Origin of the sequence: Haloarcula sediminis, from assembly GCF_035656455.1 — an archaeon.
GTDB lineage: Archaea > Halobacteriota > Halobacteria > Halobacteriales > Haloarculaceae > Haloarcula > Haloarcula sediminis.
Window position 1 is genome coordinate 230,688 of sequence record NZ_JAYMGA010000003.1, and the last position, 19,393, is coordinate 250,080.

Below are 19,393 nucleotides of genomic sequence, written 5' to 3' on the forward strand. Positions count from 1 at the left end.
ATGAGTCTCGACAGCGCCTTCGGCCAGGTGCCCGACCCGAGCGCCTACTCCTTTCCCGACTACGCACTGCCCCAGGGCGACCCGGTGCGGCCGGTCGCCGTGACCGCCGAGGAACTGACGGCGCTGCTTTCCCTCTATGAGACGTTCGCCGCCGTCGACCCGACCGGCGTCGGGTCGAACCCGTTCGTGCGGGCGACCAGCGAGTTCCTAGAGCAGACGTTCGGGACGACCTTAGAGCGGCCCGACGAGCGATTGCACGACGATATCGCCGACATGCTCTCGGATTTCTCCGAGGCGCTCGGTGACGAGCCACTCGGCGTCGTCGACGTGACGCCGGCGCACTTTCGCACGCTGTATTTCTTCCTGACAGGCGCAAAGGCCTACCACGTCGCCCCACACATCGGGTTTTCGCCCGACGAGGGTGCCGTTGAAGCGCTGCTCTCGGTGTACCAGCGGGCCGTCGACCAGGAGTTCTACCTGAAACGGCCCCGGTCGGTGCTTGAGTGATTATCGGGGGTCCATCGGCGTCGAACAGCGCATACAGAGCGTGTGGTCGGTGACCCAGTTTACGTCGGTCGACCCGCAGTCGGGACACCGGAAGTTCGCGTTATCGTACTCGGTCGTCCCCCGGGGTGTGGCCAGATAGTCGGCCTCGACAGTCCGGGCGAGCAGGCTGGCAAGCCGCTGGCGCTTGAACCGGGCGCGGTGGGCGAGGAAGGCTCCGATATCGTCCGGGTCCGGGCCGTGGAGGTCGGCCCACGACACCGCGACCTCGCCGTCGTCCAGCCCGCGGGCGACCTGTCGGAGCGTCCCGGCGGCGCCCTGAAACAGCGGCGTCGTCGTCAGCGACTCCACGGAGTCGACGCTTCCGGCGGCGTCCCGGTAGGCCGCCTCGGCGTCGTCGTAGGCCTCGCCGGCACGGTCCAGATCGCCGATAACCCGGAAGTCGGCGGCGAACTCCCGGAGACAGGCGCGCTGGGCCGGCCGGTCGAGCGCGTATTCGAGGTCGCTGGCCACGGCGACGCCCTCGCGCCCGCGATATGCGGCGCGTTCGCCGCGCCCGGCGACGCGGTAGCAGACGCCCGCCAGCGCGAGCCGCTGGAGCGCACGCCCGACCCACCCCTTCTCGTCGGCGTCGAACGGCGACAGGCCGTCACGGGGTTCGGTCAAGCGGTCCCAGGCGGCACGGGTGTAGGCGTCGCCGGCTTGCTCGTACTCTCGGTCTGCCAGTGCGCCGACGGCGACGGTCCGGTGGTCGCTGTCCATACCGGGTCCCGGGAGTGTAGCGACACAAGCGTTGTGTCCAGCGTGCGGGAGCGCCCCGCAACTGATACGAAGGGCGCCCCTAGCCGACCCATGGACAGAAACGAGGTGCGCCGGGCCTGGGACGAGGTGGCAGCGACGTACGCGGCCCGTCGGGACCCCGACGGCTCCGACGCCGACCTTATAGACGACCTGCTGGCGGAGCTGCCCGACTCGCCCACCGTACTGGACGTGGGCTGTGGCGACGGCGCCCGCACGCTGGCGAACCTGCCGGCGGGCGCCGTCGGGCTAGATTTCTCCCGGCGGGGGCTGGAACTCGCGACCGAGACAGTGCCCGGCGCGCGGCTCGTTCAGGGGGACATGACCGCCCTCCCGGTGGCCGACGACAGCGTCGACGGTATCACCGCCTACCACGCCGTCTTCCACGTCCCCCGCGAGCGCCACCCCGAGGTGTACCGGGAGTTCGCCCGCGTGCTCCGGCCGGGCGGCGTCGTCCTCATGACCCTCCCGAGCGGTGACTTCGAGACCGTCCGATGGGGCTGGATGGGCGGGTCGATGTTCTTCTCGGCGCCCGGCCGGCGGGCCACGCTCAACCAGTTAGACGCCGCCGGGTTCGACGAGATACGGACCGAGACGGCCGACGACCCGCTGGGCAGTGCCACGGAGTTTGTGTTCGCCCGGCTGTAGCAACGTCCCCGACATATTTGTCATCTCGGATACAAAATGGGATATGGCACTCGACGTTCAGACGCCCGACCCGCCCGAGCTCACCGACTCCGAATCACGCGACAGCGGCCACGCCGACGGCCGGGGCGAGGACTATCACCGCGAGGACATCGAGACGGCGCTGGCCGAGGGCGCGTGGGTCGAGGGGTTCGAGGAGTGGGCAGCGGAGACCGAACTGGCCGAAAGCGAGTTCGACCTGCTAGTTCGGCACGGGCTCCTCGACCAGTTCGACTTCTTCGTGGGAACGGACGGCGACGGGGTCGACTGCCACGTGCCGACGCTCTCTGACGACGCCCGCGAGGCGCTGGGGCGTGAGGCCGACATCGAGGCGGTGGAGTCAGAGCTGTCGACACTGGGCCGCGTCGTCGCGGCGACGCTGGAGCGCGAACCGCTCGGCCGTAGCGGGTAGGCGTCCGGTGCTCACCCGCTGTGGGGGGCCCGTTCGAGGCGGATATCCACCGCCTCGTAGTCCTCGATAACGGCGCTGACGCCGCCGACGGTCACCACCTCGCCGTCGTGTTCGACGCGGACGCTGTTCTCGATGGGGAACTCGTTGCTGAAAGGGTCCATCAGACCCTGTCGGAGCTCGACAATCGGGACCGACGCCAGTTCGACGATCTCGCCGGTCGCCGTGTCTTGGGCGGTGATGGTCGCGGTCAGGTCGACGCCGGCTCGCTCGTGGAGGGTCGCCTGGACCAGGGCGTTGCGAAGCGTCGGATACGACTGTGGGAGCGGGTCGCGGTCACAGCGATACACCTCCGTGGCGAGCCGCCAGAAGTTACCCAGATACGTGCTAAAGAGGTTCCCGGTGACGGCCGACCGGGTGAGCGAGATGGCGCTGCCGTCCCCGCCGCCGACGAGAAACCCCGGGTCGTCAAGCGCCATCCGTTCGCGGTCCACGGTGAGCAGCGGTTGGGGTTCGTACGCCCACGTGCGCGCAAGCGTCGCGCAGCCGTCGAGTGCGGCCGTGTCGAACTCGTCGAGCCCGGGGTCGGTGACGAGGACGTAGACGGCGGCGCCCCGGCCGAGAGCGTCGGCCAGCGCGTCGGTAAACTGGTCGAACACCGCGGCGGGCAGACAGATAAACACCTCCGCCTGGGCCGCGTCGATGTCGCGGCGCCAGCGCTTTGCGAGCGTCTGGCCGGACTTTATGAGCTCGACTTCGAGGTCGTCGACGTCCTGGTCGGCGAGTTCGCGCTCGATGTCCGCTTCGAGCTCGTCGAGACGGGCGTCGATACTGCCGACGGCGCTGTCGGCCCGCTGGGCCCGGACCACCGAGGGCCTGACGTGGTCGTTGAGCACGACCAGCCCGCGCTCGTCGAGCTGTTCGCACATCTGATAGACGTGTCGCTGGGAGACGTCGGACTCGTCGACGACGCGGCTGACCGTCACCGTCCCGTGGTCGAGGATCGTGAGGTAGACGTCGATCTCCTTGGCCGAAAGGCCGAGCAGCCGCAGGTTCTCGCGGAGTCGCTCGCGTGTCATTGGCGTTCGTTTCGGCTGGTCGATTGTGTACCCACTGTTCCTGACGGCGGGCGATATCGGCCGGTAAATCGCGACGCCACGGCGAGTCAGGTGAGCTGTTCGGTGACCTCGGTGGTCTCAAGCGAGCGGTTGTGCAAGGCGGTCCCGGTCTCGGCGTCGAACAGGTGGACTGACTCGGGCGGGAGCGTCGCCACCACGGGCTCGCCGGCCCGGATGTGGCGCAGGCCGCTGATAGTCGCGGTGAACGTCTCGGGCTCGTCGACGCCCCGGTCGAAGGTGAGATGTGTCGTGTTCTCGTCGCCACGGGGTTCGACCACGTCGACGAACACGTCGTAGGCGTGGGTCCCGTCGCCCTCCACGTCGAGTTCGATGTCCTCCGGCCGGACCCCGAGCGTGACGCGGTCGGCGTCACCGACCGCGTCACGCTGGTCGGGCGTGAGTTCGTACTCGAAGCGGTCGGAGACGAGGGTCCCGTCCCGGACCTCCATCTCGAAGAAGTTCATCGACGGATCACCGATGAAGCCGGCGACGAACTGGTTGTTCGGTGCGTGGTAACACTCCAGTGGCGTCCCGACCTGCTGGAGGACGCCGTCGTCGAGGATGGCGATGCGGTCGCCCATCGTCATCGCCTCGGTCTGGTCGTGGGTGACATAGACCGTCGTGACGCCGAGTTCGTCCTGCAGGCGCTGGAGTTCGGTCCGCATGGTCGCGCGGAGTTTCGCGTCTAAGTTACTGAGCGGCTCGTCCATGAGGAACGCTTCGGGGTCCCGGACGATGGCCCGCCCCAGCGCGACGCGCTGTTGCTGGCCGCCGGAGAGGTCGGCGGGCTTTCGGTCCAGCAGGTCCCCGATACCCATCATGTCGGCCGTCTCCCCGACGGTCGCCGAGATCTCGTCGTCGGGCATCTCTGTCGACTCCTCCAGCCCGAAGCTCATGTTTTCCCGCACCGTCATGTGGGGGTACAGCGCGTAGGACTGGAACACCATCGCGATGTCCCGTTCGGCGGGTTGTTTCTCGTTCATCCGTCGGCCGCCGAGCGAGATTTCGCCCGAGGTGATCGTTTCGAGGCCGGCGATCATCCGCAGGGTCGTCGACTTCCCACAGCCCGACGGGCCGACCAGCACGAGGAACTCCCCGTCTTCGATGTCGATGCTCACGTCGTCGACCGCGACGATCTCGTTGCCGTCGTCCTCGGTGAAGACCTTCGTTACGTTGTCGAGTGTCAGTTGTGCCATTGTTGTGTGCTATGTATTGGTTCGGTGGCTGTGACATCGTGGCGGTCGCCGCCCCGAGGCGGCGACATCGGCCACGTGCGGACAGCCGACATTCACGCTGCGACCCCCTTTGCGAACTTCTCGCCAAAGAGGACGTAGACCAGAAGCGTCGGGAGCGCGGCGACGAGTGCCCCGGCCATCCGGAGCGGGAAGTTCGTCCCCGACTGCGAGACACCGAGCCCGACGAGTTCCTGCGTGACGACGGAGGCATCGCCGAACTGGACGATAGTCAGCGCAAAGAGGAGGTCGTTCCATATCTGCGTGAACTGGTAGATGAACACCACCGCGAACATCGGCACCGACAGCGGGAGGATGATGCGCCGATAGATGCGGTAGACGGAGGCCCCGTCCAGCCGGGCGGCCTCTATCATCTCGTCTGAGAGTTTCTTGTAGTGAGCGCGAAACAGCAGCGTACAGATGGGCAGCCCGTAGGCCGTGTGCGTGACGATGAGCGCGACGAGCTTCCAGTGGTAGCCCTGGATAAACGGCAGTATGGTGACGGGCTGGAACGCCGTCCGCAGCGGGACGACGTTGTACCAGAACTGGGTCAGGGGCACCAACACTGCCTGGTAGGGGATGAAGATGCCCGCGACGAAGGTGATGTAGACTGCGATCTGGCCACGCCAGCTCACCGTCGTCAGCCCGTAGGCCGCCATGCTCCCGAGCAGCCCCGAGAGGATGGTCGCCGGGACGACCAGGATGGCGCTGTTGACCAGTCCCTGACCGAGCAGGTCGACGGCGCTGGTCCAGGCCCCCATCGAGAACTCGCCGGTCCCGGAGACCAGCGGTTCAAGCGGCGGGAGGTAGGGGTACTGTCCCGTGTACGACGACGGGTTCGTAAGGGAGGTCACGACGCCGGTCTCGATGGGGATAAGGTAGAACACCGCCATCGCGACCAGCGTGATATACAGGACGATACGGCGAAGCGGGTAGCCGGCGTCCAGCTCGGACTCCTCCTCGGTCGAGGTGCCAAAGCTCATAACGCACCCCGCTTGTACTGGGAGTAGATGTACGGCGAGACGATGGCCAGCGCCATCAGGAAGAGGACGACGGCGATAGCCGAGCCGTACGCCCAGTTCCCGTTACTGTAGGCCTCACGCACCATCCGCGTCGCCAGGATGTCCGCGGAGGGACCGGGCTGGTAGCCGTACATCGAGTAGAGGAAGTCGAAGGCCTTCAGCGCGAACACCGTCAGCACCACGAGCGCGCTGACGGTCGCGGTGCGGAGCTGGGGGATGATGACCCGCCAGTACATCTTGACGGTGCTGGCCCCGTCGACGCGGGCGGCCTCGAAGTGGCTGTCCGGGATGGCGCGCAACCCCGCGAGATAGACCACCATCGCGTAGCCGCTGAACTGCCACACCAGCGCGAAGGCGACGGCGGCCAGTTTCAGATCGGGGTTCTGGATGATTTCGACCGGGCCGATACCGACGACGCCCAGCGCGATGTTGATGAGCCCCGTCTGTGGGTTGTACATGTAGAGCCAGAACTTCGCCGTCACGACGAAAGAGAGGCTCATCGGCAGGAGGTAGATGGTCCGGAAGGTGTTCTCGAAGCGTATCTCCTGGTCGACCAGGATGGCGAGCAAGAGCCCGAGCGCCAGACACACCGCGGTGAACGCGACGATGAGTATGACGGTGTTCCCGAGCGAGTTCCAGATGGGGTCGACGGTCAAATCCGACCACGACGGAGTCCCACCCTGGAAGGCGATGACGTAGTTCTCGAAGTCGAGCGAACTGTAGTCGGGCGTCCCGAGACCGGTAAAGTCAGTCAGTGACAGGACGATGTTCCAGGCGATGGCGCCGTAGACGAACACGCCGATGAGCAGCGCCGGCGGCAACCAGAACGGGGCCGACCGCACCGAGTCCCGCTGGAAGAACGACTCCCCCTCGTCGGCGGCAGTCACCTCGCCGCCGTCGGCCCGCAGGTCCGACCCATCTCGGTTCGCGTCGCTTGGCTCACCCCCGCGAGTATTCCGGCCGCCGGACAGGCGGCGTCGAAGTATCGTAAGTGGATTGTGCATAAATTGGGGCGTGACGGTTCAGTTGAACGCGTCGATGAGGTCGTCGGCGGTCGCGGAGGCGTCGGACTCCTCCAGGAAGCCGCTGAACGCGGAGGTGATGTTCGTCTTCACGCCCGGCGCAACGGCCAGCCCATGCTGGATGGACGGGGGCTGGCTGTCGGCGTTGTTGAAGTCCTCGTACTGGTCCTGCTGGAACTGGTTGAGACTGGAGACGTCGGCGTCGCTCCGGGGCGGAATCGAGCCTTTCTCCGCGTTGAACAGGACCTGTCCCTCGGCGCTGCCACAGTAACTGAGGAACGTCTTGGTGGCTTCCGGCGTGGGGTTGTTCGCGAGGAAGGGGAACGAGTCCATGTTCAGGAGGTAGCTCCCGCTCGTCCCGGGGTAGGTGACCTGTCCCCACTGCTCGCCGTAGTTGAAGCTGTCGTCGCCGCTGTAGGCGCCGGCGGCCCAGTCGCCCTGATGGATGAACGCGGCGTTGCCCTCCATAACCATCGTGTTGGCCTCCGTGAAGCTGAGCGAGGAGGCGTCGCTGGGGTAGTACTCCTCTAACTCGACGACGGAGTCAAGCGCCGCCTTGACTTCCGAGCGGTTGCCGTTCCCGTTGATGAACGCCTCGTAGCCGTCGATACCGCCCTCGGCGAGCAGGATGGTCTCCCAGAGCTGGATAGTCGACCAGGCACCGCTGGTCTGGTGGGCGAAGGGGACGGCGTCGGTGTTCTGTGCCACCTGTTCGCAAGCGTCGACAACATCGCTCGGGCTGGACAGGGTGCTGGGGTCGACACCGGCCGACTCCAGCACGTTCGCGTTGTAAAACAGGTTGTTGATGCGGTGGATGTTCAGCGGGACCGTGACGTAAGTCCCGTCCATCTGGGCCTGTGCCTGCGGGCCCTCCAGGTAGTTGTCCTTCATGTCCTGGTCCCAGACGTCGCCCTCGATGTCGGCGTAGGCGTCGCCGAACTTCTCTAGGGTCTTGCCGGGCCAGGTCTGGAACGTGCTCGGGGGGTCGTTTGACTGCAGTCGGTTCTGGACGACCTGGTCGAGGTTCGAGCGCGCGGCCCCGTTGACCGGTTCCTCGGCGAACTCGACGTCGGGGTGGGCCTCCTGGAACCCGTCGATGAGCGCCCCGATAGCCGCGTTACCGTCACCGTCGGACCACGCGTGGAGCAGTTCGATGCCGTCGCTGCCCGAGTCGCCACCGCCGCCACAGCCGGCCAGTCCGGCGACCGCGGCGACGCCGGCACCCTGGAGTACACGTCGGCGGGAGACGCCGTCTCCGTCCGTCATCGTGTCAGCCCCCGCGTGGCCGATGTCGTGTCCGTAGCCCGTGCCCCATCCGAACGGCTGTAATCAGTTGGCATGCACGCCCACCTTGGCCAACATGTGCATTAAAAATTGGGATAGTAGAATTGCTAAATGTCTAGAAACGGGATTACGGTGTAATATTCGCGTATTCGTCCAGAATACCACCCGCTATTTTATAATTACCGCCTGCAGCGGTACTAATTAACTGTGTTTAATAGTGGTAGATCGGGATTATTGCGGCAACAAAATCCTGTTATTTGGAAAAGAGTCCTGTGATTTTAGTATATCTTTCTTGCCAAACGCAGTAGTCGGTCCGAGGCACGGAGACCTGCCAGCGGCCGGAGCCAGTGTATCGACGCCGTAACGGCAGCGACACTGCGTCCCTGCCGGGAAGCGGTACCCGACACTCGATGTTGTAATTCGATCACACCGGCACCGAGGTCGCGCCCGGCCATCACCACCCCGCCGGCTGGTCAGAGCAGCAGCGACTACCCCGACGGCCGCGCCCAACAGTCCGGACCGTTCCAGAGAAGTAATAGATATTGTATGTGTTTGAGTATTTATTGAAGCAAATATATTTCGTGCTGGCGCCGCCCGATCGGAGCCAACGCCGTGACACCGGATATCAGTCGTTTCGAACGCCGTTTCGGGTTGCTTCCGCAGCAACGACAGCCTGGATGGCTGAAAGTTCGGCCGGGTAGCGGGACAGTCGTCCGTCTGGCCAGCGGTATCGAGCGGTTCCGGTGAGTAAACAGTGCAGTCGCGGCGAGTGCAGCGACGGCATACGAGCTGTCAGTGTGACAGGGGGGCGCCAAAATAACAAAGATGGAGTATGTATGTAACTCTGATACAGTATCCGACGACGACCCGACCGCGGACGGGTAGTAGCGCGACCGTCGGGACTGACTCGGGGTACGATGCCGTCGACATGCCGAAAGCCGTCCGGCGTGTCGCCAGATCTCTCGGGGTCCGTCGGAACGAACGATGACGCGGGACGAGCCGTATCGGCGGTGCACGAAATAACAGTGATATCGCTGTTATGGAGTAGGTGAAGACTCGAAGCAGAACGGAGCGCGCCGCAACGAGACAGATACAAAACACGTAGCAATACTGTCCGCTTTCAGCGGTCCATCCCCCGCCACACCGGGTACACACGTGTGTATCCGAGCCGTAACGCGGTTTTCTGGGTGTACACACGACTGAACACCCCTCCGGAGGTCGATAGGGCAAGGCGAGTGAACACACCGAAAGTTGGCCACTGTGAAGCGCCGAGATGGGCGATATCGGCGGGTAAACTCGTATGTACAGGGCGATACCGTCGACTGCAGCCGCTGAACGGTAGGCAGTTATAAATAATGCAGAATGGAGTGTGTCGGCTATGCCAGTCACCACGGCATGGACGGAACTGCATCGCACAGGAACCACGGGCGGGACAACAGACCGGGGGTGTCCGTGATGGCCACGGCGGCACAGATCGTCATGGGGGTGTTGCCGCTTGCGGTCATCTCGTTCCTCATGATCGGTCGCTACTGGTCGGCGACCCGAGCCATGCCCATCGCGTGGGTGGTCGCGGCGGCCGTCGGCTACGTCGGCTGGAACATGACGCCCCAGTGGATCGTCGCCGCATCGATAAACGGCGCGATCACCGCGGTCAACATACTGTGGATCGTGTTCGGGGCGATACTGCTCCTGTACACGCTCAAGCAGACGGGCGCCTTCGACGTCATCAATGCCGGGTTCACGTCGATTAGCGACGACCGGCGCGTGCAGGTGGTGTTGCTGGTGTTCCTGATGGGGTCGTTCATCGAGTCGGCGGCCGGCTTCGGGACGCCCGCGGCCATCGTCGGGCCCCTGCTCGTCGGGCTCGGGTTCCCGCCGCTTGCCGCCGTCGTGGTCGCGCTGACGGGGAACCTGATGGCGATTACGTTCGGCGCGGTCGGGACGCCGCTGATCATCGGACTCCAGGACATCTTCGAGTCCTCGGACTCGATCTCGGCAGCCGTCGCCGGACAGGGGATGTCCGTCGAGGGGTGGATCGCCGAGATCGGCCTGTGGGCGGCCACCCACCACGTCGTCGTCGGTATCATGCTCCCTTTCATCGGCGTCGCGATGATGACGCGGTTCTTCGGCGAGGAGCGGTCGCTCAAACCCGCACTCGAAGTGCTGCCGCTCACGCTGTTTGCGTGGGCCTCCTTTGCCGTTCCCTACTGGCTGACCGCGTACTTCCTGGGGCCGACGTTCCCCGGCCTCTTCGGCGCGATGTTCGGGATGGCCATCACGGTGAGTGCGCTGCGTGCCGGCTACTTCCACCCTGACGAGGAGTGGGACTTCGCGCCCAAGGCCGAGTGGCCCGACCACTGGATCGGCGACATCAAGCCGGGCGAGTCGACCAGCCGCGAGGCGACCGTCGCGGCCGACGGCGGACAGGTGACCGCCGGCGACGCGAAGATGTCACTGGCCCGCGCCTGGACGCCCTACGTCGTCCTGGCCGGACTGCTCGTGGTGACCCGCGTCATCGACCCGCTGACGAACTTCCTCACCTCGACGCTCGTCCTCAAATGGGCGGACATCCTCGGGACGGGGATGTCCAACGACTTCGCGCTGTTGTATCTCCCGGGAGCGATTTTCGTGTTCGTCCACCTGCTCACCATCCCGCTGCACCGGATGGACGGCGAGGAGATCAAGGCCGCGTGGCTGGAGTCAATAGAGAAGGTGACGCCGGCGGTCATCGCGCTCGTCTTCGCCGTCGCGACCGTCCAGATAATGATCCAGTCGGGCGAGAGCGCCGGTATCGACAGCATGCTCGTTGTCCTCTCGGAGACCACGGCCAACACCGCGGGCGCGGTCTATCCGTTCTTCGCGGCCACCGTCGGTGCCTTCGGGGCGTTCCTCGCCGGGTCGAACACGGTCAGTGACATCCTCTTTGGGACCTTCCAGTACAACATCGCGACGGAGCTTGGCGTCTCACGGACCATCGTCGTCGGCGCACAGGCCGTCGGCGGCGCCATCGGAAACCTCGTCGCGATTCACAACGTCGTCGCCGCGCTGGCCGTCGTCGGGCTCGTCGGCGAGGAGGGGCGGGTCATCCGTCTGGAGCTGATCCCGCTTACGTACTATGCGGTGACGACGGGGATACTGACGCTCCTGTTCGTCTACGTCCTGGCGCCGGGGGTGTTCTAGGCGGGCAATGGCGGGACTCGAACCCAGCCGCTCCGTCCCCGCCGCCGAGCCGCGGGCGGACTACGAGCACACGAGCGGCGAGGTGAACCGACCCGCGCTGGTCGAGAGCCTCAGAGCCCGCGTGGACGGTGACGTGCGGTTCGACGAGTACTCCCGGCAGTCGTACGCGACCGACGCCAGCATCTACGAGGTGCCGCCGGTCGGCGTCGTCTTCCCAACCTCGACGGCCGACGTGGCGGCCGTCGTCGAGACCTGCGCGTCCGTCGACGTGCCGGTCCTGCCGCGGGGCGGCGGGACGAGTCTCGCCGGCCAGACGGTCAACGAAGCCGTCGTCCTCGATTTCACCCGGTACATGGACGACGTACGAACCGTCGACCCCGATACACGAACCGCCCGGGCACAGGTCGGGACGACGCTTGGCGACCTCAACGCCGACCTCGCCGACCACGACCTGAAGTTCGCGCCCGACCCCGCGTGGGGCGATAAGTCCGCCCTCGGCGGCGCTATCGGCAACAACTCGACCGGCGCCCACTCGCTGCAGTACGGCAAGACCGACCACTACGTCGAGTCCTGCGAGGTCGTCCTCTCGGACGGCACCGTCACCGAGTTCGGCGAGCTATCGGTCACGGAGCTGCGCGAGCGTGCCGGGGACGAAGACCTGGAGAGCCGGATATACGCCGCCGTCGCCGACGTGCTCGACGAACACGGCGACGAGATAGCGGCGGCCTACCCCGACCTGAAACGTAACGTCTCGGGATACAACCTCGACCGGCTCGTCGCCGAGGCCGACGGCGAGTTCGGCGAACCGGGCACGGTGAACCTCGCGCGGCTGCTGGCCGGCAGCGAGGGGACGCTAGCGATAGTCACGGAGGCGACCGTATCGCTGGAACCCGTCCCAGAGACGAAGGCGATGGCCCTGCTCACCTACGGGGACCTCATCGACGCGATGGCCGACGTGGCACCGATACTCGAACACGACCCGGCGGCCGTCGAGATCCTAGACGACGTGATGATAGACCTCGCGCGGGACACCGCCGAGTTCGAGGACGTGGCGGCCATCCTGCCCGACGGCACGCGGGCGACGCTGCTCGTCGAGTTCTACGCCGAGGACGACGCCGAGGGCCGGGAGCTTGTCGACCGGCTGCTGGCCGACCGGCTCGACGGGACGGCCTCGGTGACAGACGAGCCGGTTCGGGCCGCCGAGGGGTTAGAAGCCCACGACGAGGCCAAGCGCGAGAAGTTCTGGAAGCTCCGGAAATCGGGGCTGCCGATACTGCTCTCGCGGACGAGCGACGCCAAACACGTCGCGTTCATCGAGGACACGGGCGTGCCGCCCGAGAACCTCCCCGAGTACGTCGCCGACTTCCAGGAGGTGCTGGAAGACCACGACACGTTCGCGTCCTTCTACGCGCACGCGGGCCCGGGCGTGTTACACATCCGCCCGCTGGTGAACACGAAGACCGTCGAGGGCGTGGAGACGATGGTCTCCATCGCCGACGACGTGACCGACCTCGTCGTCGAGTACGGCGGGTCGGTGTCGGGCGAACACGGCGACGGCCGCGCCCGGACCTGCTGGAACGAGAAGCTGTACGGCACCGACGTCTGGGAGGTGTTCCGGGAGCTAAAGACCGCGTTCGACCCCGACTGGCTGTTGAACCCCGGGCAGGTCGTCGGCGTCGACGACGCGGCTGTCGAGGCCGGGACGGCGCCCCCGCGTGCCCGCACCGTCGATATGGCCACCCAGTTGCGCTTCGACCCGGAGTACGACATCGACGCCGGGCTGGCGCCGACCTTAGAGTGGGACAACGAGAACGGCATGGAGGGGATGGTCGAGCTCTGTCACGGCTGTGGCGGCTGTCGGGGTCCCCAGGAGACGACCGGGAGCGTGATGTGTCCGACCTACCGGGCCGCCGACGAGGAGCTGACCGCCACGCGGGGCCGGGCGAACATGCTCCGGCAGGCGATGAGCGGCGACCTCCCGGACGACCCCACGGACGACCAGTTCGCCGAGGAGGTGCTCGACCTCTGTATCGGCTGTAAGGGGTGTAAACGCGACTGTCCCAGCGGCGTCGACATGGCGAAGCTGAAAGCGGAGGTCACACACGCCCGCCACCAGGAACACGGCGCGAGCCTGCGGGACAAACTGTTCGCGAACGTCGATACCCTGTTTGCGCTGGGGAGCCGCGTCGCCCCGGTCGCGAACCTGCTGGGGTCGCTCCCCGGGAGCGACACAGTCCTGGAGAAGACCGTCGGCATCGCGCGGGAACGGGACACGCCGACGCTGCACTCGGAGACGTTCGCCGACTGGTTCGCGGCCCGCGAGCGGTCGCTGTCGACCGACGAGGCGACACGCAGCGTCGTCCTGTTTGCGGACGCGTACACGAACCACGTACATCCCGACGTGGGGAAAGCGGCCGTCGAGGTGCTCGAAGCGGCGGGCGTCTCCGTCACCCTGCTCGACGGCCACACAGACAGCGGCCGCCCGGCTTACTCCAAGGGGCTGCTGGACGACGCCCGCGCGACCGCCGAGAGCGTGGTCGGCGCGCTCGAACCGTACGTCGACGCCGGCCGCGACGTCGTCGTCGTCGAGCCCTCGGACGCGGTGATGCTCCAGTCGGACTACCTCGACCTGCTGGGCCAGAACGAACGGACGGCGGCCGTCGCCACGAACACGTACGGCCTGTGTGAGTACCTCGACGCGTTCGACCTGGACCGGGAGATAGCGTGGGCGCCGCCGGCGCGGTCGCTTGCCTACCACGGTCACTGCCACCAGAAGGCCACGAAGAAGGACCACCACGCGGTCGGGGTCCTCCGGCGCGCGGGCTACGACATCGACCCGCTCGATTCGGGCTGCTGTGGCATGGCCGGCAGTTTCGGCTACGAGGCCGAACACTACAGCATGAGCCAGGCCATCGGCGACATCCTCTTCGAACAGGTCGAGGAGAGCCCGGCCGAGCAGGTCGTCGCCCCCGGAGCGTCCTGTCGGACCCAGCTCGGCGACCGCGAGGGGGGTGAGGACCCCCCACACCCCGTCGAGGCGCTGGCCGACGCGCTCGCGACAGCGCGGTCCCGGCCGTAGCCCCTCTCTGCTTTGGCGTCGCCAACGGACCATCGAACGAGTGAAAAATCGATATGTTTACCGACAGACAACCAACGGCTACTTGCCGACCGAACGGAGCGAGAGTACATGTCACAGACTAGCACTGAATCGGTACGCGAGCGGTTTCGGGACCGGCTGCGGGATTTCGACGTCGAGTCGACCGTCGTCCCGCCGAGCGACGTGGCCGCGACGATAGCACGCATCGCGTCGTCGCCGGCTGTCGGCGTCGAGCCCGCGGACGCGAGCTACGACTTCCCCGATATGGTCGAGACGGAGTTCACGCCGTCGGACCTCGAAGCGGCCGCGACCGGCGTCACCGCGGCGACGCTCGGCATCAGCGACTACGGGAGCGTCGTCGTCCCGACCACCGAGTCGGGCGTCGAGCCCGTCAGCCTGTTCGCCGACCAGCACGTCGCCGTCCTCGACGCGGACGACATCGTTCCGGGGATGGACGACGGGTTGGCAGAGATGGGTGAGCGGTCCCGCCAGTCGGGGTTCAGCGGCGTCATCGCGACGGGCCCCAGCGCGACCGCCGACATGGGCGCGCTGGTCAAGGGCGCCCACGGCCCGAAGACGGTCCACGTGGTGGTGGTCGACCCGTGACGGCGAGTGGCGAGACGAAGGCGGCACACATCCGCCACATCCTCGAAACCGAAGGCGACGCCGTCTCGACGAACACCCAGGGGTTCAACGACGGGCGTTACGAGTCGGTCGCGAAGCTCGAAGATTACGAGGGGCTGAAAGACGAGGCCCGCGCCATCAAGGAAGACGCCATCAAGCGGCTCCCCTCGCTGCTGTCCCAGCTCCGCGAGACCGTCGAGGCAAACGGCGGGACCCTCTACGTCGCCGACGACGCCGCCGACGCGAACGACTACGTCCGCGACGTCGTCAGCGAGGCCGACGGCGAGCGCGTCGTCAAGAGCAAGTCGATGACCTCCGAGGAGATGGAGCTCAACGAGGCCCTGGCCGGGGACGGCGTCGACGTCGTCGAGACCGACCTGGGCGAGTGGGTGCTCCAGGTCGCCGACGAGGCCCCCTCACACATCGTCGCGCCGGCGATACACAAGTCCCGAGAGGCCATCGCGGAGCTGTTCACGGAGCAGTTCGACCCGGACGAGCCCCTCGAAACGGCCGAGGACCTCACCATGTTCGCACGGCGGAAGCTGGCCGAGAAGATAACCACGGCCGACGTCGGCGTGACGGGCGCGAACTTCGTCGCCGCCGACTCGGGGACGATGGCGCTCGTGACCAGCGAGGGCAACGCGCGAAAGACCGTCACCGCGACGGACACTCACGTCGCAGTCGCCGGCGTCGAGAAGGTGGTCCCCACGGTCGAGGACCTCCACCCGTTCGTCGAGCTCATCGGCCGCTCGGGCACCGGCCAGGACATCACCTCCTACGTCTCGCTGCTGACGCCGCCAGTCGACTCGCCGACGCTGGACTTCGGGGCCGACGAGCTCGGGCCGGCCGACGACCGGGAGTTCCACCTCGTGTTGATAGACAACGGGCGCATGGCGATGCGCGACGACGAGGACTTACGCGAGACGCTGTACTGTATCCGGTGTTCGGCGTGTTCGAACTCCTGTGCGAACTTCCAGCAGGTCGGCGGTCACGCCTTCGGCGGCGAGACCTACTCGGGCGGCATCGCGACCGGCTGGGAGGCCGGCGTCGAGGGGCTCGACACCGCCGGCGAGTTCAACGACCTCTGTACGGGCTGTTCGCGCTGCGTGAACGCCTGCCCCGTCGGCATCGACATTCCCTGGATAAACACCGCCGTCCGCGACCGGGTGAACCGCGACGGGGAGACCGACCTCGACTGGCTCGTGGAGGGGCTCACGCCCGACGAGGAGCCCGGCGGGGTCTCGCTCCAGAAGCGGCTGTTCGGGAACTTCTCCACCCTGGCCCGGCTGGGGAGCGCCACGGCGCCGGTCTCGAACTGGCTGGCCGACAACCCCGTCTCGCGGCGGGTGCTGGAGCGCGTGGCGGGGGTCGACCGCCGGCGCGCGCTCCCGGCGTTCGAGCGCGAGACGCTGCGGGACTGGATGGCCGACCGGCCGCCCGTCCCCGATCCGGAGCGCGAGGTGGTCCTCTTTCCGGACCTGTACACGAACCACGTCCAGGTCGAGCGGGGCAAGGCCGCCGTCCGGGCGCTCGAAGCGCTCGGCGTCGAAGTCCGTCTCGCGGACGTGTCCGCGAGCGGTCGCGCACCGCTGTCCCAGGGGATGGTCGCGACGGCCCGGGACCACGCCGAGTCGGTCGCCGACGACCTCCTTCCACACGTCGACGCGGGCCGCGACGTGGTGGTCATCGAGCCCAGCGACCACGCCCTCTTCCAGCGCGAGTACGAGAAGTTGCTCGACGAAAAGCGCCACGAGCGGCTGCGGGCCAACAGCTACGAGATACTGGAGTACGTCTACGGCTGTCTGGAGAACGGCGCGGACCCCGACGTGCTCCGGGACGGCGAAGGCGAGGAAATTGCCTACCACAGCCACTGCCAGCAGCGCACGCTCGGCGTGGAGCGGTACACCGAGGCCGTGCTGGACGAACTCGGGTTCGACGTCGTCACCTCCGACGTGGAGTGCTGTGGGATGGCCGGGAGCTTCGGCTACAAACAGGAGTACTACGACGTGAGCATGGCCGTCGGCTCGGAGCTGGAAGCGCAGTTCACGGCGGACGACACCGACGAGCGGACGGTCGTCGCCAGCGGGACCTCCTGCGAGGAACAGCTGGACGACCTGCTCGTCCGGTCCCCGAAGCACCCGGTCGAACTGCTCACCCCGGCCGTCCGCACCGAGCGGGTCAGCGGGGAACCAGGCGCCTGAGCCAGCTGCCGAGCGCCAGCCCCGTCCGCCGGGAGACGGTGACGTCGTAACCGGCGACGACATCTTCTAGAGCCGCTGTGAAGCCGTCCAGGTCGATGTCCCCGTGGACGCGGACGACGCGGGCCGAGCCGCCGTCCGGGTCGACGACGACCGCCTCCCGGCCGAAGCGGCCGCCGTCGTAGACGTGAATCGCGTCCACGCCCTCGTACGGGAGCCCCGTCACGGCGTCCGCCGTATCGAGCGCCGCCGCGAGCCCCTCGGAACGGAGCAGCGCCGCGAAGGCGTCGGCTTCCCGCGCCGGCGCCCCCCGCGCGAGGTCGAGCGGCGTCGGGTAGTCGTACTCGACGAACAGCAGGTGGTCGGGACGGAACACCACGTCGAGCAGCCTGAGCGGCACGGCCGCGGCCATCGTGAAGTGGAGGTGTATCCGAACGTCCGTCACGGGAACCAGCCCTTCGCGCGGTCGGCGTCGGCCACGGTTCCGGTCGCGGCCCGTTTGGCCCTCGCGACGTAGTACATGACTGCGACCTGGGCGGCTGCGTACCCCAGCCACAGGGCGTACCCCCCGGCGGCGCTCCCGGCGACGAACGGGTCAACGGCGAAGGCGCCGAGTCCGGCGCGGGTCGCGAGGAAGGTGCCGACGAGGAGGACGCTGAAGTAGCCGAAGAAGCCGGCCGCGAACCACATCGAGACGACCCGTCCCCAGCCGGGCATCGTGTGTTCGGGGAGCCGGACCGTGTTGACGAGCTGGATGGCGAGGATGTACGGCCACATCATCAGCCCCGACATCGCGGCGCCCACGACGAGCAGTCCGAAGGGGTCCTGGGCGGCCAGCGGCGAGAGGAGGATGACGATGCCCCAGAGACAGAACACGGTCAGCAGCGTCCAGAACAGCCGCGGGAGGCTCCAGCCGGCCTCGCGGCCGTACAGCTCGTATATCACGTCGGAGCTGTTGCGGACGAACGACTCCACGATGGCGTACTCGGTCGTAAACAGCGCGAGAAACAGCAGGATGTAGATGACGCTGCCGGCGAACGGCCCCACCGCCGGAACGATTTCGACGAGCCACATGTCGACGGCCGTCTCGGCCGACCCCGACGCGTAGGTGAAGGCGATGGAGGCGAGGATGGCCGTCACGACGACGAGGCCTGCGAGGAAGGTGAGCAGGTGTTCGAGCTGGGTGACACGCCACCAGCCGCGCCACCGGTCGAGGTTCACCCGTTCGGGCGCGAACGTGAACCCGTCGCGGTGGACCGTCTCGGGTTCGTCGCCGGCGAAGGGGTTCTTGATGCGGCCCTGATACCGGCCCATGCCGTACCCCTTCTCGCGTATCCAGAGGCTCTGTGAGAGGTTCAGATAGCCGCCCGCGCCGGCGTAGGCCAGCGCGCCCAGCAGGACGGCGATGCTATCGAATGGCAGCTGATTGCCGCTCAGCGAGACGTTCGCGGGTATCGACGCCAGCGTCTCGACCGAGCCGACGAGGGCAAACAGCACCACGGCGAAGAATATCGAGAGCGAGACGAGCAGGAGCTGGAGGCGCTCGACGACGTTGTACATCAGTGGCGTCAGCTGGTAGGTGAGCCAGATGAACACCATGAGGACGATGCCGAGCAGTCGCCAGCCGGCGAGCTCGGTGCCGAGGAGGTCGTAGGTGCCAAGGGAGAGCCCGGCGGCCCCGATTTTGGCGGCGCTGGCCGCCCAGCCGGGCCAGCCGAGGCTGACGAACCCGCCGGCAAGCAGCGCGAGCGGGACGACCGGGTGGAGCCGTTCGGTGCCGCGGAAGACGCTCTCGCCGGTCGCGAGCGTCCAGCGCTGTATCTCGGTGTTCACGACGAAGTGGACGGCCGCGGCGAGCAGGAAGAGCCCGAACAGCGCCCACCCGTAGCGGGCGACCAGCGTCGGCCAGAACAGCGTCTCGCCGCTGCCCAGCGAGGCACCGAGCATGATGGCGCTCGGCCCGACGATGTACTTCAGCTTCGGCACTTTCGGGAGGTCGAGCAGTCCGAACGGGCCGCCCGTCCCGCGTTCGGGCTGGGACTCGTTCTCGGGGGCCGCGTCGAGGTTGTCGTACGCGACCGGCGTGTACGAGGCGGTCGGGTAGTCCATATCCTCCGGCGACGCGTAGACGTCGTCCGCTCCGTCGTCGTGCGGTCGGTCTGTATCACCCATCTATCTCCCTCTCACAGTCGTGCGTTCGCGTCGCGCCGATAGCGGGAAC

15 protein-coding genes are annotated in these 19,393 nt (G+C 66.9%); 7 read left to right on the forward strand and 8 right to left on the reverse strand.

The window, feature by feature from the left end:
- Nucleotides 1-507, forward strand: a complete 507-nt coding sequence (locus VJ162_RS07845) for a hypothetical protein (RefSeq protein ID WP_324663512.1) — start codon at nt 1-3, stop codon at nt 505-507.
- Here VJ162_RS07845 and VJ162_RS07850 read toward each other — a convergent pair whose 3' ends face one another.
- Nucleotides 508-1,266: a hypothetical protein gene (locus VJ162_RS07850; protein ID WP_324663514.1), complete on the reverse strand. Its 759-nt coding sequence runs from the start codon at nt 1,264-1,266 to the stop codon at nt 508-510.
- 90 nt (nt 1,267-1,356) lie between these two features.
- Between VJ162_RS07850 and VJ162_RS07855 the strand changes: the two genes are divergently transcribed.
- Both VJ162_RS07855 and VJ162_RS07860 read left to right on the forward strand, forming a co-directional pair.
- A complete protein-coding gene (locus VJ162_RS07855) occupies nt 1,357-1,950 on the forward strand; it encodes a class I SAM-dependent methyltransferase (protein WP_324663515.1) in 594 nt (197 codons plus the stop codon).
- Between the two features lie 43 nt (nt 1,951-1,993).
- Nucleotides 1,994-2,398: a hypothetical protein gene (locus VJ162_RS07860; protein WP_324663517.1), complete on the forward strand. Its 405-nt coding sequence runs from the start codon at nt 1,994-1,996 to the stop codon at nt 2,396-2,398.
- Between the two features lie 11 nt (nt 2,399-2,409).
- On the opposite strand, the gene VJ162_RS07865 is transcribed toward VJ162_RS07860, so the two are convergent.
- From VJ162_RS07865 to VJ162_RS07885, 5 genes are all read right to left on the reverse strand, one after another.
- Complete coding sequence (locus VJ162_RS07865; protein WP_324663519.1) at nt 2,410-3,474, reverse strand: TrmB family transcriptional regulator sugar-binding domain-containing protein; 1,065 nt, start codon at nt 3,472-3,474, stop codon at nt 2,410-2,412.
- Nucleotides 3,475-3,560: 86 nt separating this feature from the next.
- The gene (locus VJ162_RS07870; RefSeq protein WP_324663521.1) at nt 3,561-4,709 is read right to left on the reverse strand and encodes an ABC transporter ATP-binding protein; all 1,149 of its coding nucleotides are present in this window, start codon (nt 4,707-4,709) and stop codon (nt 3,561-3,563) included.
- Nucleotides 4,710-4,801: 92 nt separating this feature from the next.
- Nucleotides 4,802-5,728 (reverse strand): carbohydrate ABC transporter permease, encoded by a 927-nt coding sequence (locus VJ162_RS07875; protein WP_324663523.1) that lies wholly within the window; start codon nt 5,726-5,728, stop codon nt 4,802-4,804.
- Entirely contained in the window at nt 5,725-6,771 is a 1,047-nt protein-coding gene (locus VJ162_RS07880) for a carbohydrate ABC transporter permease (protein ID WP_324663524.1), read from the reverse strand. Before VJ162_RS07880 ends, VJ162_RS07875 begins: the two co-directional genes overlap by 4 nt.
- Before the next feature lie 18 nt (nt 6,772-6,789).
- Nucleotides 6,790-8,055 carry an ABC transporter substrate-binding protein gene (locus VJ162_RS07885; protein ID WP_324663525.1) on the reverse strand — a complete coding sequence of 422 codons (1,266 nt, stop codon included), beginning with the start codon at nt 8,053-8,055 and terminating at the stop codon, nt 6,790-6,792.
- A gap of 1,473 nt (nt 8,056-9,528) precedes the next feature.
- Here VJ162_RS07885 and VJ162_RS07890 point away from each other — a divergent pair.
- The 4 genes from VJ162_RS07890 to VJ162_RS07905 all read left to right on the forward strand — a co-directional run bounded on the left by VJ162_RS07890 (nt 9,529) and on the right by VJ162_RS07905 (nt 17,175).
- On the forward strand, nt 9,529-11,253 hold the full coding sequence (locus VJ162_RS07890) for an L-lactate permease (protein ID WP_324663527.1): 1,725 nt from the start codon (nt 9,529-9,531) through the stop codon (nt 11,251-11,253).
- A 7-nt stretch (nt 11,254-11,260) separates the two neighbouring features.
- The gene (locus VJ162_RS07895) at nt 11,261-14,332 is read left to right on the forward strand and encodes an FAD-binding and (Fe-S)-binding domain-containing protein (RefSeq protein ID WP_324663529.1); all 3,072 of its coding nucleotides are present in this window, start codon (nt 11,261-11,263) and stop codon (nt 14,330-14,332) included.
- Between the two features lie 108 nt (nt 14,333-14,440).
- Entirely contained in the window at nt 14,441-14,956 is a 516-nt protein-coding gene (locus tag VJ162_RS07900) for an LUD domain-containing protein (protein ID WP_324663530.1), read from the forward strand.
- Nucleotides 14,953-17,175, forward strand: coding sequence for an LUD domain-containing protein (locus tag VJ162_RS07905; RefSeq protein WP_324663531.1), 2,223 nt, complete (start codon nt 14,953-14,955; stop codon nt 17,173-17,175). The genes VJ162_RS07900 and VJ162_RS07905 overlap by 4 nt, the downstream gene beginning before the upstream one ends.
- Here VJ162_RS07905 and VJ162_RS07910 read toward each other — a convergent pair.
- Both VJ162_RS07910 and VJ162_RS07915 read right to left on the reverse strand, forming a co-directional pair.
- Complete coding sequence (locus VJ162_RS07910; protein ID WP_324663534.1) at nt 17,153-17,617, reverse strand: hypothetical protein; 465 nt, start codon at nt 17,615-17,617, stop codon at nt 17,153-17,155. The two genes, VJ162_RS07905 and VJ162_RS07910, sit on opposite strands and share 23 nt — an antisense overlap.
- On the reverse strand, nt 17,614-19,344 hold the full coding sequence (locus VJ162_RS07915) for an Nramp family divalent metal transporter (RefSeq protein ID WP_324663536.1): 1,731 nt from the start codon (nt 19,342-19,344) through the stop codon (nt 17,614-17,616). The genes VJ162_RS07910 and VJ162_RS07915 overlap by 4 nt, the downstream gene beginning before the upstream one ends.
- Nucleotides 19,345-19,393: the final 49 nt, after the last annotated feature.

What these genes read in the sequence shown, in the direction of transcription:
- VJ162_RS07890 (WP_324663527.1), top strand. Translation starts at nt 9,529, where the DNA reads ATGGCCACGGCGGCACAGATCGTCATGGGGGTGTTGCCGCTTGCGGTC.
- VJ162_RS07855 (WP_324663515.1), top strand. Translation starts at nt 1,357, where the DNA reads ATGGACAGAAACGAGGTGCGCCGGGCCTGGGACGAGGTGGCAGCGACG.
- VJ162_RS07870 (WP_324663521.1), bottom strand. Translation starts at nt 4,709, where the DNA reads ATGGCACAACTGACACTCGACAACGTAACGAAGGTCTTCACCGAGGAC.
- VJ162_RS07895 (WP_324663529.1), top strand. Translation starts at nt 11,261, where the DNA reads ATGGCGGGACTCGAACCCAGCCGCTCCGTCCCCGCCGCCGAGCCGCGG.
- VJ162_RS07850 (WP_324663514.1), bottom strand. Translation starts at nt 1,266, where the DNA reads ATGGACAGCGACCACCGGACCGTCGCCGTCGGCGCACTGGCAGACCGA.
- VJ162_RS07845 (WP_324663512.1), top strand. Translation starts at nt 1, where the DNA reads ATGAGTCTCGACAGCGCCTTCGGCCAGGTGCCCGACCCGAGCGCCTAC.
- VJ162_RS07900 (WP_324663530.1), top strand. Translation starts at nt 14,441, where the DNA reads ATGTCACAGACTAGCACTGAATCGGTACGCGAGCGGTTTCGGGACCGG.
- VJ162_RS07880 (WP_324663524.1), bottom strand. Translation starts at nt 6,771, where the DNA reads ATGCACAATCCACTTACGATACTTCGACGCCGCCTGTCCGGCGGCCGG.
- VJ162_RS07865 (WP_324663519.1), bottom strand. Translation starts at nt 3,474, where the DNA reads ATGACACGCGAGCGACTCCGCGAGAACCTGCGGCTGCTCGGCCTTTCG.
- VJ162_RS07860 (WP_324663517.1), top strand. Translation starts at nt 1,994, where the DNA reads ATGGCACTCGACGTTCAGACGCCCGACCCGCCCGAGCTCACCGACTCC.
- VJ162_RS07915 (WP_324663536.1), bottom strand. Translation starts at nt 19,344, where the DNA reads ATGGGTGATACAGACCGACCGCACGACGACGGAGCGGACGACGTCTAC.
- VJ162_RS07875 (WP_324663523.1), bottom strand. Translation starts at nt 5,728, where the DNA reads ATGAGCTTTGGCACCTCGACCGAGGAGGAGTCCGAGCTGGACGCCGGC.
- VJ162_RS07885 (WP_324663525.1), bottom strand. Translation starts at nt 8,055, where the DNA reads ATGACGGACGGAGACGGCGTCTCCCGCCGACGTGTACTCCAGGGTGCC.